This window comes from Bradyrhizobium lablabi, assembly GCF_001440475.1.
GTDB classification, from domain to species: domain Bacteria; phylum Pseudomonadota; class Alphaproteobacteria; order Rhizobiales; family Xanthobacteraceae; genus Bradyrhizobium; species Bradyrhizobium lablabi.
Genome location: NZ_LLYB01000046.1, coordinates 242,847 through 254,726, shown reverse-complemented (window position 1 = coordinate 254,726; position 11,880 = coordinate 242,847). Strand labels below are relative to the sequence as shown.

Genomic DNA, 11,880 nt, shown 5'->3' with positions numbered 1-11,880 from the left:
ACGAGGCGACGGATGGCTTCAGAACGCCCTGGCTGGTCATCCTGCCGCGCAGCCCATGCGTCAACGCTGGCAATAAATTCGTCCGATAGGCGGAACGTCCTAGATGGGTCAACGCCGGTAGGCTTACGTCCCGATCCGGGCCGTTTTCCGCCGTGCGTCTTTGGTGTTGCTTTTTTCATGTTTCAGCAATACACTTTTCAAGCTTGAAAAACAAGCGGCCCGCCGCGGTGCTACGAACACCCCGACAGGCCTGGCCCAAACTATGAGGTAAGATCATGGCTCAGGTTGATTCTGAGAATAGCACATCCATGCCAGCCGTTTCGACGCGCCGGCGTTTCCTCTCCCAAGCCGCATCAGTGACCGCTGGAGGCACCGCCTTTGCAGCGGCTCTCTCCGTGTCCGCAATGGCGGCGGGCGCTGTGCAGGCCCTTGATCCGATCCTGGAGGCCATTGAAAGGCACAAGGCAGCGCTTGCCACTTGGCTCGCGTGCGTCGACCGTCAGTGCAGGCTCGAGGAACAGCTCCCACACGGACAATGTCAGTCCCAGATCACCTCTTGGTGCGAGGAGATCGTGGAGACGGACGACCCGCGCTGGATTCAGGGCGAGCGAGAGATAATGCGAACAACTGCCGCGGCCGACGCCGCTGCGATCGAACTCCTGAATCTCGTGCCCACCACAATGGCCGGCCTTTGCGCCCTTGTCGACCATGCCATAACCAGCGATGTCGACGGATTCATGTGGCCGGATGACCTGCTGAGCAGCGAGGGCAAAAATCGCCCTTGGCAGCACTTTCTGCTGAAGAACATTTCCGCCGCGCTCCCGCAATTCTGGCAGGAGGGGGCAGTCTGATGGATAAGAATGAGAAAAGCAGGACCATGAACGCAACCGATCCGGTCCTCGCCATGATCAAAGCGCACCGAGTCGCTGTCGCCGACTGGTACATCGTCAGCAAAGAACTATGGACGGTCGCACCGAAGTTGCCGCACGGGCCCGCCGGTGCCATGCCCTCCCGAGGAGCTCTTCGATCGCCTCCAAGATGCTGGCGAGGCCGAGCAGCGCGCTCTCCACGCCGTGCTCGATGGCCGGCCGGCCACCATCGAGGGTGCCCACGCACTGATCGGCTACCTCGGCGAGGTGATCCGTGCACGAGAGCCCAGAGCTAGGGCCGATCTGCTTACCGTCGGACCACGCGGCGACGACGGGACTCCGTGCTATCCACGATCATCGTCCTCGGGCTAGCCCCGTCGCGGCAGTGTCCGCGGTCGCCTATGACAACAGCCCGCCGGGTCCGCCCGGCGGGCTTTTTATGTGGCCCCAAATTTGGCCCCAAACTAACCAGTATGCGCAGTGACTGGGATGGCTGGCGAGCGACCGCCCAGCGGGAAAACCCCAACTAAAACATACAAGGCGGTACGCGTGGAGACCCGGCTTTGCGCTTTACAAAACCGCTGCTCTACCGCTGAGCTAAGCCGGCGAATTTGAAGCAATGGGCAAGCGTGAAATGCTTCGCCGCTCTGGTCCGATCTTCGCGGCTCGAATACCAGACTTGTCCGCAAAGGGCCAGAACCCCCCGCATTCTCTTGCCGCCGACCACGCATGAAAAAGGCGGCCTTTCGGCCGCCTTTCGTGCCCGATTCGGCTAGAGCATGATCCGGACCCGCAGCGCCGCGTTAGCGCAAAAGTGGGCACCGGTTTTCCGAAAAGATCATGCTCAAACAAGATAAAACGGGATGACGATTCGAGGAAAAGCCATCACGCTTTAGGCCTCACTGGCAGAGGTGCCTGCGGCCGTCCTCGCCGCGGAACCAGGTGCCGGGGGTGCAGACAAAGCCGTTGCGCCGGGCGTACTCGTCGCCGCCGATCGGCGCTGCGATGGCGGCCGGGGCGGTGGCGATCGCAGCCGCCGTGCCGACCGCACCGCCGCCGGCCGCGACATCGCCGGGCCAGAAGCCACTGTTGTCATAGCGGTTATAGCTGTTGCGCCAGGCGCGGTCCTGATAGGCCTGCCGCTGGTAGCTATAGGGGCTTCCCGGTCCCCGGTTCTGGCAATTGGCGTTCGGATAGAACTGCGCGCAATAGCCGGGATTGTAGATGACCTGCTGCGCCAGGGCTGGGGTTGCCACCGCGGATGCGAAAATCGCGGCGGCGGCTAACATTCCATATCTGGTCATGGGGAGTACTCCATTGCGGGGGATGCAAGCTAAACGTGCATATGCTGGATCGTTCCTTGGCGGGTGCGCGCGCTGGGTCAAACCAGCGTGATGCGCTCGCGAATCGCCGCGAGGCCGAGGTCAGTTTCCATGGCGTGCTCGTGACCAAAGTGCCGGCGCAGCCGGGCAGGGTCAAAGCCAGCATGCTGGTCTGCACCGGAGTGGACGATCCGCTGGCGCCGCCGGAGCAGGCCGCCGGTTTCGAGAACGAGATGCGCGCGGGCGGCGTGAAGGACTGGCAGGTCATTTGTTACGGCAACACACTGCACGGATTCACCAACCCGGCCGCCGATGGTTCGATCATGCGCGCCGCGCTCTACAACGAGCAGGCCGACCGCCGCTCCTGGGCGTCGATGAAAGCCTGTTCGATGAAGTCTTGACCTGACAAAGACTTCCAGCTGGTATTTCATGGCATTTCGAGCGAAGCCTGCCCTCGGAACTGATCCGCGGGCGGGTTGCGGGTTCGCGAAGTAGACGCGGGCAAAATCAAAATGAGAAGTTCGGCTTTGAGTCGGACTTCAACTGATACAGCGAGCAGGGGGCGTATGTTCGGAATTCTGGGGCTGGGGTTTTTGCTGGGCATGCAGCATGCGCTCGAAGCCGATCATATCGCCGCCGTCTCCAGCATCGCCGCACGCCGCAGCCATGTCGCCGATATCTTCAAGCACGGCCTGACCTGGGGGCTCGGCCATACGCTCACGCTGTTCGTGTTTGCCGGCGCTGCGATCGTGCTCGGCCGCGCGATCCCTGAAAGCGTGGCCCGCCCGATCGAGACCGCCGTCGGCCTGATGCTGATCGGCCTCGGCACGCATGTGCTGTGGCGGCTGTGGCGCGACCGCGTGCATTTCCACCGGCACGGCCATGACGACGGCACGGTGCATTTCCATGCCCATAGCCATGCCGGCGAAACCGCGCCGCATGCCCGTGCGGTCCACGCGCATGACCATGGCTTTCGCTGGCGCACCCTGCTGGTCGGCTTGATGCACGGCATGGCGGGCTCGGCCGCGCTTCTGGTGCTTGCGGTCACGCAGGCGTCCAGCCCCGTCGTCGGGCTGGGTTATATCGCGCTGTTCGGGGTCGGCTCGATGATCGGCATGGGCGCGCTGTCGATGGTGATCGCGGTGCCGCTTGCGGTCTCCGCGCGCTCGCTTACCTGGGCTAACCGCGGCCTGCAGGGGGCCGTCGGCCTTGCCACGATCGCGATCGGAATAATGACGGTGGTCGAGACGGTGCTGGCCTGAGGCCCGGCTCGGCGTTACTGGCCGAAGAACAATAATTACGAAGTGTTGGGAGGAGACAGATGAAACGCCGAGATTTTCTGGCCGCAAGCGCCGTATGTTCGTTTGCAGCGATGACGGGCAGGGCGTTCGCACAGACCGGGCCGCTGACCAGGATCATCTTTCCGTTTGCGGCCGGCGGCGGCGGCGACGCGCTTTGCCGGCTGCTGGCGCAGCACATCGCTCCCTTGCTCGATCGCAACATCATCGTCGAGAACCGCACCGGCGGCGACGGACTGATCGGCATCAAGGCGGTAAAGGGGGCTCCTCCTGACGGCGCCACCATCCTCGTGACCACGGGGCCGACGATGTATCTGCTGCCGATGGTCGAGACCACGCCGAGTTTCGATGCGGCAAAGGATTTCGTTCCGGTCAGCCAGCTCACCCGCTTCGAGTTCTGTGTGTTCGTCGGCACGGCGGTCCCAGCCGAGGTCAAGGACTTCAGGCAGTTCGTCGCCTGGCTGAAAGCCAATCCGGACAAGGCGACGTTCGGCGTTCCCAGCAACGGCACCATTCCGCACTTTACGGGATCGCGGCTCGAGCAGGCGCTCGGCATCAAGCTGACCCGCGTGGCCTATCGCGGCAGCGCGCCGATCATCAACGACCTCGTCGGCGGCCATATGCCGTTCGCGATTTCCACGCTGACCGATGCCATCCCGCAGCATCGCGCCGGCAACGTCCGCATTCTCGCGGTTGGCAGCGCGGCGCGCTCGCCGTTCCTGCCGGAGGCGCCGACGCTGCGGGAGAGCGGCGTCGATCTGGTGGCGGATGCCTGGTACGGCATGTGGCTGCCGGCGGGCGCTTCGGCGGATTTTGCAAAGAAGCTGAGCGAGGCAACCGCCACCGCGCTCGCCAAGCCGGAGGTCAAGGAAAAGCTCGCAGCGATCGGCCTGATCCCGGTCGGCTCGACGCCCGAAGGCCTGACGAAGGAGCTCGCCGCCAACACCGCCTTCTGGCAGCCAATCGTGAAAGAGACGGGCTACAAGATTACGAATTGAGAGGTGGGCATTCGGCCCGATCAGACGAAAAAAATGGCCCCTTGAAGGGGCCATTTTCATTGGTCAGCGTCTTAACTAGTCGTCCCAGTAATGACGCCGGATGACGACGCCTCGGTCGCCATAATAGTTGCGGTGATACCATCCGCGATGCAGGCCGCGATCGTGTTGATAGAACCCGAAGCGGGGACCGCCGTAGTAGCGGTCGCCGTAATAGTCCCGGTCGCCGCCCACATAGACGCCGAATCCGCCTGCGCTTGCGGCCGTGGGTACACCGATGGCGAGGGTCGCCAAGGCGGCCAGCACGTAAGAGAGCTTTCTCATTGTTCCTCTCCACTCGTTGTTACCGCGAGTAAAACGAATGCCGCCTTGGCCTGTTGCAGGGAACAACGAGAAACTTTCTTGAATGCATGTTCACCATCATGGCAGTGGATGTCACTGCACGGATGCTGCCGCGATGCGCGCGCGGATCGCAGCGAGTTCCCGCTCTCGCAGTGAGCGAGCATCGATTGCCTTACCTGATCGCGTCGCGAGCGCGATCAGATTGCAGCGCCGCAGTTCGATCAAGGCCGGTGCGGAGTCCAAAAAGTCTGCTTAAATCTGGAGGGGCATGAAGCGTTGTCCAAAATCGACTGGGCATATTGGCATAGAAGGAGGGATCCTTGGGCAGTGACGGTAGAGTGACGCTCAAGTCGCCTGAAAATCCCGCTGCAGAATAGCTTGTCATGCGACCGATCTTCCATCCGAGCCTGGTCAACGGTCGCTACGGCGACCCGACGGTCTATGTGGAGACCCTGTTCAAAACGCACAGTGTGCTGTTCGATCTCGGGGAAATCGCGTCACTGTCACCGCGGAAGATACGACGCGTCGATCGGATCTTCGTCTCGCATGCGCATATCGATCATTTCGTTGGCTTCGATCATCTGCTCCGTTTGCTCGTGGGACAGGAGAAAACCGTACATCTTTACGGCCCGGCCGGCTTTGCCGAGCGCGTCTTTCACAAGCTTCAGGCCTATCGATGGAATCTGGTCGAGAGCTACAGCGCCGATCTTGTCTTCGTTGTCAGCGAACTTGAGACGCCGAACTCCATCTCCACCAGGCAGTTCCGGCTGAAAAGGGCTTTTGCCGCGGAACCGCCGGTGTCGAAGACAATTTCAGACGGCGTCCTGTGTGACGAGCGAATCTGCCGCGTCTCAGCCGCCATCCTCGAGCATGGCACGCCCTGCCTCGGCTTTGCCCTGCAGGAAGCGGCCCATGTCAACATCTGGAAGAATCGACTGGCCGAGCGCGGGCTTCCGGTCGGCCCGTGGTTGCAGTGGCTCAAGCAGGCGGTTGTGGAAGGCCGCGCGGACGATCATTTGATACCGATCGATGTTGTTGCAGCATCTGGCGGTCGCCTCGAGCAACTCGGCAACCTGCGTGACCTCCTGACGGTCGCCGCCGGCCAGAAAATTGCCTATGTTACTGACGTTGCCGACACGCCGACCAATCGCGCCGCCATCGTGGCGCTGGTCCAGAATGCGGACATCCTCTTCATTGAGGCGGCATTCGCGGGAACGGACGCCGCATTGGCGAGGGACCGGGCGCACCTTACAACGACGGCTGCCGGAGAAATTGCGCGAAAAGCCAATGTGCGCCGCGTCGAGCCCTTTCACTTCTCTCCGCGCTATGCGGGAGAGCAGGAGCGGATGCTGGCCGAGGTGATGACAGCGTTCAGGGGGCCGACATCTGACTCAAGAACCTGAGCGTAATTCATGCCGGAGGAAAGACATTTGCCGGCTCGACAGCCGAAATTGGTGCGGCTCTTTCTGTGCGGCGATGTTATGTGCGGCCGCGGCATCGACCAGGTGTTGGCGCACCCCTGCAGCCCCGAGATTTACGAACGCTACCTGCGGTCGGCGGAGGACTACGTGCTGCTCGCCGAGCGGTCGAACGGGCCCATTCCGCGGCGCAACGGGCCGTCCTACGTCTGGGGCGCTGCACTGGGCCAGTTGGAACGCATGCAGCCGGATGCGCGGATCATCAATCTTGAGACGGCTGTGACCCGCAGCAACGACCGCGAGAACAAGGGCATCAATTACCGCATGAGCCCCGAGAATGCAGAGTGTCTCGCAGCGGCCGGGATCGACTGCTGTGTCTTGGCCAACAACCATGTGCTCGATTGGGGTCGCGCCGGCTTGCTGGAGACGCTGACGACCCTGCAGAAACTCAACGTCAAGGCGACGGGCGCGGGACGCAACGATCATGAAGCGCGCGCACCCGCGGCGGTGATGCTTGGTGAAGCGCGCCTCTTGATCTTTTCGTTTGGATCGACATCGAGCGGCATTCCGCTCGAATGGGCCGCGACGTCAGACGCGCCAGGCGTCAACCTGCTGCCTGACCTCTCCGAGACGAGTGCGTCTGATATCGCCGACCAGATCATGGCGCGGGGGAGGCCGGGCGATCTCGTCGTCGTTTCAATCCATTGGGGATCCAATTGGGGCTATCACATTCCCCATGAGCAGCAAATTCTGGCCCGGGCCCTCATCGACAAGGCAGGCGTGTCGATCGTTCACGGGCATTCTTCGCATCATCCGCGAGCGATCGAAATTTATCGAGACCGCCTCATTCTGTATGGCTGCGGTGATTTCCTGAACGACTATGAAGGCATCGTTGGTTACGAGCGCTATCGCGACGACCTTGCGTTGATGTATTTCGTCGACCTGGATCTGACCAGCGGAAGCCTTCATGCGCTCAAACTGGTTCCCCTGCAGATCAAGAACTTTCGTCTCTCCATTCCGACATGGCGGGACATCGAATGGATCCAGCAGACCCTGGATGGGAAGTGTCAGCAGTTTGGAACAAGGGTCGTTCTTGATTCTGAACGGCAGCTTGTCGTTATCGCCCCTGGGGCAGGGGCCTAGCGCTGGTCACAAGCCAGCGCTCGTGCTTGGCGTCGCGGATAATGCGTGTATTCACGAAAACGGTACTGAGTGCTCGGCTGAACGGCAACACCTGCGGGAAATTATCGCAGTGCAATGCGGGTTCCCGATACCGGGGACGACGCTAATCGCCTGAATTACCGCATGATTTCTCGACGCTGGCAGCGCCTTCGCGCACCCGGTGGAGTGCAAAACGTGCCGCGCGCTTTGACTTGATGATGATTCCCGGGTTTACCTAGCTCTATATTTCTCTGATGGGAGTTGGCCATCGAAGCAGGTGCGCGGGGTTTGCGGTTGACCCATCTAGCCGCGTCTGCCGACAGCAGGGATAAGCACCGAATGAGTTCATATTTTCGGCGGCAGCTTTCGGATTACGTTGAGTATCATCGCGACCCCTGGAATTGCGCGATGCATGTCTTTGGCATCCTGTTCTTGTTCCTGGCCGCCATCCTTCCGCTCAGCCTGTGGCCGATCACGGTATTCGGGATCCAGGCCAGCGCGGCAACCATCGCTGTCATACCGGTGCTCGTCTATTGGTTCTTGCTCGATTTCGCGCTTGGCGCCGGAATCCTTGCGTCCGCGGTCGTGCTGCTCTCAACCGCTGCCGTGATCGTCGGTCATACGACGACTACCGGCATGTGGTCATTGACGGCCATCCTGATCGTCGTCGGCGTCGCATCGCAGATTGTCGGGCACCGCGTGTTCGAGGGGCGGCAGCCGGCGCTGGTCGACAATCCGACCCACCTGCTGCTGGGCCCCATGTTTGTCATGGCAAAGCTGTTTATCGCGCTGGGCTTCCGGCGCGATCTCGCTGTCATCATCCAGGGGCAGCCCCAAGGTGCTGCATCTTGATTTCGAATAGTTTAGCTTGAGTGCACCCGTAGCATGACGCGCATACTGGTCACAGGCGGTAGTGGATTCATCGGGAAGCACCTCGTCTCGGCGCTTGTCGCGCGGGGGCAGCAGGTGAGGGTGCTCGATCTTCAGCCGCTTCCTGGCGCATTGGCGCAGGTTGAGCATGTCAGGGGATCGGTGCTTGATCGGGACCTGGTGGACCGCGCGATGGACGGGGTCGAAGAGGTCTATCACCTGGCCGGCCTGCCGGGGATGTGGCTGCCGCGGAAGGCCGATTTTCACACTGTCAATTTCGGCGGCACCGAGGTCGTGATCGAGACGGCGCGCAAGCGCGGCATCAAGCGCTTCCTGCACTGCTCGACGGAATCCATTCTGTTCCGTGCCTCGCCATCGATGGCTCCCGTCGACGACGATGCGTTCCTGCCGGACGACATGCCGGGCCCGTACACGCGCTCGAAAATGCTCGCCGACCGGTTCGCGATGCAGGCGGCCGCATCCGGATACCCGGTCGTTATCGGCTGTCCCACCATGCCCGTCGGGCCCTATGACCACAACGTGACGCCGCCGACGGCGATGCTCCGGTATTTCCTCAACCGACGGCTTCAATTGCATCTCGATTTTGTCGTGAACCTCGTCGACGTGCGCGACGCCGCCGAAGGGCTGATCCTGGCCATGGAGCGCGGACGCGCCGGACACCGCTACGTGCTCGGTGGCGAAAGCATACCGCTAAGACGCGTTCTCGAAATCATGGCTGAGGTCAGCGGCCGTCGCGTCCGGTGCATTCATGTGAACGGCAAGGTCGCCGAAATGGTCACTGCAACGTTGGAGTTCATCGCCGATCACGTGACGCGCCGGCCTCCGTCCGGTACGGCTGAAGGCGTTCGTATCGCATTGCGGGCGGGGGCCTTGTCGATCGAAAGAGCGCAACGGGAGCTGGGCTATGCGCCGGGCCCCGTAGAACCCGTATTGCGTGAAACCATTGCGCATCTGCTTGATGGCGGCAACAATCAACCCGAATGGGACTCAACGCCGACTGCTCGCTCTCGACCGTTTCACGTCGAGCGCCGGTTCGGCGGTTGATCCAATCACTTGAGACGGTCTGCGATATGAATGATCCTGGTCAATGGTTCACTTTCGCCTTGAGTGGCTGGACCACTACCTGGCCCACACAATTGCTCGCCATCATCTGGATTCTGTGGGTCATCAGTTGGGTCGTGGCGTCGTTTTGGTCCGGTCAAACCAAGAAGAATGTGATGAGCTCGGACTCGCTCAAGTACCGCGCTCTCATTTACATGGGAGCGATTCTCTTCTTGCCATTGACCGGCAAGCTCCTGGGAGAAACGCCGCTCTGGCAGTTCGGCAGTTTCGGCATCTACGTGCTGGCGTGCCTTGTCCTTGCGGGGATCTCGTTCACCTGGTGGGGAAGAATTCACCTCGGACGATTCTGGTCGAACGCGATCACCCACAAGGAGGGCCATCAGGTCATCGACACCGGCCCCTACGGCATGGTGCGCCACCCGATCTATACGGGGCTCATCGCGGGGATGCTGGTGACGGGTATTGCAGTCGGAACTGTGACCGCGATGCTGGGTGCGGCGCTGATCTCGCTCGGTATGGGCTTGAAGGCCCGCATGGAGGAAGGCTTCCTCACGGCCGAACTCGGTGCGGATGCCTATGGATCGTATTGCCGTCGTGTCCCGATGCTGATTCCGTTCCTGCGGCCCACCTGACGCTGCAACATCTGCAATCTATCGTTTCGGTCGCGGCGCCGCCGGTGTCGCGGCAGGCGGCACGAGACGGCGCGGAATCAGAATGCGCTGGCCAACCGACAACAGTGCGCTGTCGGAAAATTGATTGGCCTGGGTCAGCGACCACAGCGGTACGTGGTTAAGTTCCGCAAGCTTCTGCAAGGTATCGCCCGAACGAGCGGCTTGCTGCGTGCCGCTGTCCCATAGCTCCAGCGGGGCATCGGGAGGAACGACGTAGCGGAGCGGCAGCGCCTCTCCCTTGGCCGGCAAAGGCGTCGCCGGAAGCTGTGTAATCGCAGTCACCAATTGCTCGTGGATGGAATCCATCTTGTCGATGTTGATGTGGGTGACTTCCTCGTGCTGCTTCAAATCGAAGCTCGCGTAGTGACCCTGGTAACCCTGCTCGGCCACCACATCGCCGCCGCCCAATACGCTGTCGGACAGGAAAATGTTGATGAAACGCTCGACGTTCAGCGGCACCTTCGGGCTTGCGTGTGCCGGATCGATGGTGACCACCAGGCTTACCGAGATGTTTTCGGACTTCAGTATCCCCGCGAACGTCAAGGCGCACAGTCCGCCCATCGAATGACCGATCAGGACGATCGGAACAGCATTGTCGCGGTAATCGCGGATAGCCTGATCCGCGATCAGCCGGCAGATGGTGAATTCGTAGACGTCAGCCCGGATACCGGCTTCCTGGAGGCGCTTGGTCAGGCGGTCCATCCCGCGCGAAAAGATCGGACCGAGCGCGCCGCGGAACAGGTAGACGCGCGCCTGCGGCTGGATCGCGGCCGGCGGCGCATCAGGAGCGACGGTTGCGACAGCCGTGGCCGTGCGTGCGACCGGATCGGCGACCGCAAGATTGCAAGCAGCCGACAAGATGCAGGCGGAAAGGGCCGTACGAATCAACACCGCCGCAATCTGCGTCGGACTTCTCATGGACATTCCGCTCGCGATTTAGGCGTAAGGCTACGCCTGCCCCCGAATGCCGGCGGGCCGCGTCACCCGACGCTCTCGGGGTGATCTATCGTCGAGGAATCGGCAGAATTTGCGGCACTCGTCGCTTAAGCGACGGTGCTCGCACTACTGGCGTACCGCCGCGGCGCGTGCCGTGCCTGATCCTGCCGCGTCTGCCGCTCCAGGCTGCCGCGGCTTCTGCGGCCCCGAAGCTGGCGCGGATCGGCCGAAGACGACAGCGTCGATCTCGCTGATCACCTTCCGCTGCATGATCTGGTTCTTTTCGATGGACATGTGCCCGACGCCAGGAACGTTCTGCACATTGATATTCTCGAGCTTGCCCTGGAACTGCGCGGTCTTCGCAACCGGCTCGCCATTGCCATTGGCAATGTAGAAGTTGACGTAGCGTCCCACGCGTCCCGAGAGCCTGGTGCGGAACACCGAATCCAGGCCGATGGCGAGCTTCACGGGAGCGCCGAGCTGATCCAGCTTGGCGACCATGTCCGGCAGCGCGGTCGCACCCGAGGAATGGCCGACCAGAATGATCGTCTTGATCCGGCCGCTCTTGTACGCGATGGCGGCTTCGTCGGCGAGCGACGACCACGAGGCGAAGTTCGCGACAGTGACCGGAATACCCTGCGCGCGCAGTTGTGCGGCAATGTCATCGAGCCCCAGCGAAAAGATATTGAGCACGCCGCGGAGCAGATAGACGTGAGCAGTCGAGGCCGTGGACGCGGAACTCGGCGCTGCCAGCGCCGGACTTGCGCCGATCGGAAGGAGCAGCAAGACCGCGATCGCGATCGCATGCAGTCGACGCCACGATGCCCGGCGGGAAAAGGATGACCAGCCGACAGATCCGATATTGCCGCGATAGGACGTCATTGCGCTCCTCAGGGGACTGCAAGGTGTTTCGCC

At 61.8% G+C, this 11,880-nt stretch carries 13 protein-coding genes; 9 read left to right on the top strand and 4 right to left on the bottom strand.

Annotation, left to right across the window (positions count from 1 at the left end):
- Positions 1 to 275: 275 nt before the first annotated feature.
- Positions 276 to 851 carry a hypothetical protein gene (locus CQ14_RS06790; protein ID WP_156434720.1) on the top strand — a complete coding sequence of 192 codons (576 nt, stop codon included), beginning with the start codon at positions 276 to 278 and terminating at the stop codon, positions 849 to 851.
- A 917-nt stretch (positions 852 to 1,768) separates the two neighbouring features.
- On the opposite strand, the gene CQ14_RS06785 is transcribed toward CQ14_RS06790, so the two are convergent.
- On the bottom strand, positions 1,769 to 2,173 hold the full coding sequence (locus tag CQ14_RS06785; protein WP_057857138.1) for a hypothetical protein: 405 nt from the start codon (positions 2,171 to 2,173) through the stop codon (positions 1,769 to 1,771).
- 41 nt (positions 2,174 to 2,214) lie between these two features.
- Here CQ14_RS06785 and CQ14_RS06780 point away from each other — a divergent pair, with 41 nt between their 5' ends.
- The 3 genes from CQ14_RS06780 to CQ14_RS06770 all read left to right on the top strand — a co-directional run bounded on the left by CQ14_RS06780 (position 2,215) and on the right by CQ14_RS06770 (position 4,487).
- A complete protein-coding gene (locus CQ14_RS06780) occupies positions 2,215 to 2,592 on the top strand; it encodes a dienelactone hydrolase family protein (RefSeq protein ID WP_057857137.1) in 378 nt (125 codons plus the stop codon).
- Between the two features lie 165 nt (positions 2,593 to 2,757).
- Positions 2,758 to 3,453 carry a sulfite exporter TauE/SafE family protein gene (locus tag CQ14_RS06775; RefSeq protein ID WP_057857136.1) on the top strand — a complete coding sequence of 232 codons (696 nt, stop codon included), beginning with the start codon at positions 2,758 to 2,760 and terminating at the stop codon, positions 3,451 to 3,453.
- Between the two features lie 59 nt (positions 3,454 to 3,512).
- Positions 3,513 to 4,487 (top strand): Bug family tripartite tricarboxylate transporter substrate binding protein, encoded by a 975-nt coding sequence (locus CQ14_RS06770; RefSeq protein ID WP_082649736.1) that lies wholly within the window; start codon positions 3,513 to 3,515, stop codon positions 4,485 to 4,487.
- Positions 4,488 to 4,562: 75 nt separating this feature from the next.
- On the opposite strand, the gene CQ14_RS06765 is transcribed toward CQ14_RS06770, so the two are convergent.
- Positions 4,563 to 4,808, bottom strand: a complete 246-nt coding sequence (locus tag CQ14_RS06765; protein ID WP_063800307.1) for a hypothetical protein — start codon at positions 4,806 to 4,808, stop codon at positions 4,563 to 4,565.
- Between the two features lie 401 nt (positions 4,809 to 5,209).
- Between CQ14_RS06765 and CQ14_RS06760 the strand changes: the two genes are divergently transcribed.
- From CQ14_RS06760 to CQ14_RS06740, 5 genes are all read left to right on the top strand, one after another.
- Positions 5,210 to 6,229, top strand: a complete 1,020-nt coding sequence (locus tag CQ14_RS06760; protein ID WP_057857135.1) for a ribonuclease Z — start codon at positions 5,210 to 5,212, stop codon at positions 6,227 to 6,229.
- A gap of 27 nt (positions 6,230 to 6,256) precedes the next feature.
- Positions 6,257 to 7,387 (top strand): CapA family protein, encoded by a 1,131-nt coding sequence (locus CQ14_RS06755; protein WP_245320224.1) that lies wholly within the window; start codon positions 6,257 to 6,259, stop codon positions 7,385 to 7,387.
- A gap of 357 nt (positions 7,388 to 7,744) precedes the next feature.
- The gene (locus CQ14_RS06750) at positions 7,745 to 8,257 is read left to right on the top strand and encodes an Mpo1 family 2-hydroxy fatty acid dioxygenase (protein ID WP_057857133.1); all 513 of its coding nucleotides are present in this window, start codon (positions 7,745 to 7,747) and stop codon (positions 8,255 to 8,257) included.
- 33 nt (positions 8,258 to 8,290) lie between these two features.
- On the top strand, positions 8,291 to 9,340 hold the full coding sequence (locus CQ14_RS06745; RefSeq protein WP_063800306.1) for an NAD-dependent epimerase/dehydratase family protein: 1,050 nt from the start codon (positions 8,291 to 8,293) through the stop codon (positions 9,338 to 9,340).
- Between the two features lie 26 nt (positions 9,341 to 9,366).
- Positions 9,367 to 9,990 carry a methyltransferase family protein gene (locus CQ14_RS06740; protein ID WP_057857132.1) on the top strand — a complete coding sequence of 208 codons (624 nt, stop codon included), beginning with the start codon at positions 9,367 to 9,369 and terminating at the stop codon, positions 9,988 to 9,990.
- Positions 9,991 to 10,008: 18 nt separating this feature from the next.
- On the opposite strand, the gene CQ14_RS06735 is transcribed toward CQ14_RS06740, so the two are convergent.
- Together CQ14_RS06735 and CQ14_RS06730 are read right to left on the bottom strand one after the other, a co-directional pair.
- Positions 10,009 to 10,731, bottom strand: coding sequence for a LysM peptidoglycan-binding domain-containing protein (locus tag CQ14_RS06735; RefSeq protein ID WP_245320223.1), 723 nt, complete (start codon positions 10,729 to 10,731; stop codon positions 10,009 to 10,011).
- Positions 10,732 to 11,091: 360 nt separating this feature from the next.
- On the bottom strand, positions 11,092 to 11,847 hold the full coding sequence (locus CQ14_RS06730; protein ID WP_245320222.1) for a hypothetical protein: 756 nt from the start codon (positions 11,845 to 11,847) through the stop codon (positions 11,092 to 11,094).
- Positions 11,848 to 11,880 lie beyond the last annotated feature (33 nt).

What these genes read in the sequence shown, in the direction of transcription:
- CQ14_RS06790 (WP_156434720.1), top strand. Translation starts at nt 276, where the DNA reads ATGGCTCAGGTTGATTCTGAGAATAGCACATCCATGCCAGCCGTTTCG.
- CQ14_RS06785 (WP_057857138.1), bottom strand. Translation starts at nt 2,173, where the DNA reads ATGACCAGATATGGAATGTTAGCCGCCGCCGCGATTTTCGCATCCGCG.
- CQ14_RS06780 (WP_057857137.1), top strand. Translation starts at nt 2,215, where the DNA reads ATGCTGGATCGTTCCTTGGCGGGTGCGCGCGCTGGGTCAAACCAGCGT.
- CQ14_RS06775 (WP_057857136.1), top strand. Translation starts at nt 2,758, where the DNA reads ATGTTCGGAATTCTGGGGCTGGGGTTTTTGCTGGGCATGCAGCATGCG.
- CQ14_RS06770 (WP_082649736.1), top strand. Translation starts at nt 3,513, where the DNA reads ATGAAACGCCGAGATTTTCTGGCCGCAAGCGCCGTATGTTCGTTTGCA.
- CQ14_RS06765 (WP_063800307.1), bottom strand. Translation starts at nt 4,808, where the DNA reads ATGAGAAAGCTCTCTTACGTGCTGGCCGCCTTGGCGACCCTCGCCATC.
- CQ14_RS06760 (WP_057857135.1), top strand. Translation starts at nt 5,210, where the DNA reads ATGCGACCGATCTTCCATCCGAGCCTGGTCAACGGTCGCTACGGCGAC.
- CQ14_RS06750 (WP_057857133.1), top strand. Translation starts at nt 7,745, where the DNA reads ATGAGTTCATATTTTCGGCGGCAGCTTTCGGATTACGTTGAGTATCAT.
- CQ14_RS06745 (WP_063800306.1), top strand. Translation starts at nt 8,291, where the DNA reads ATGACGCGCATACTGGTCACAGGCGGTAGTGGATTCATCGGGAAGCAC.
- CQ14_RS06740 (WP_057857132.1), top strand. Translation starts at nt 9,367, where the DNA reads ATGAATGATCCTGGTCAATGGTTCACTTTCGCCTTGAGTGGCTGGACC.
- CQ14_RS06735 (WP_245320223.1), bottom strand. Translation starts at nt 10,731, where the DNA reads ATGGACCGCCTGACCAAGCGCCTCCAGGAAGCCGGTATCCGGGCTGAC.
- CQ14_RS06730 (WP_245320222.1), bottom strand. Translation starts at nt 11,847, where the DNA reads ATGACGTCCTATCGCGGCAATATCGGATCTGTCGGCTGGTCATCCTTT.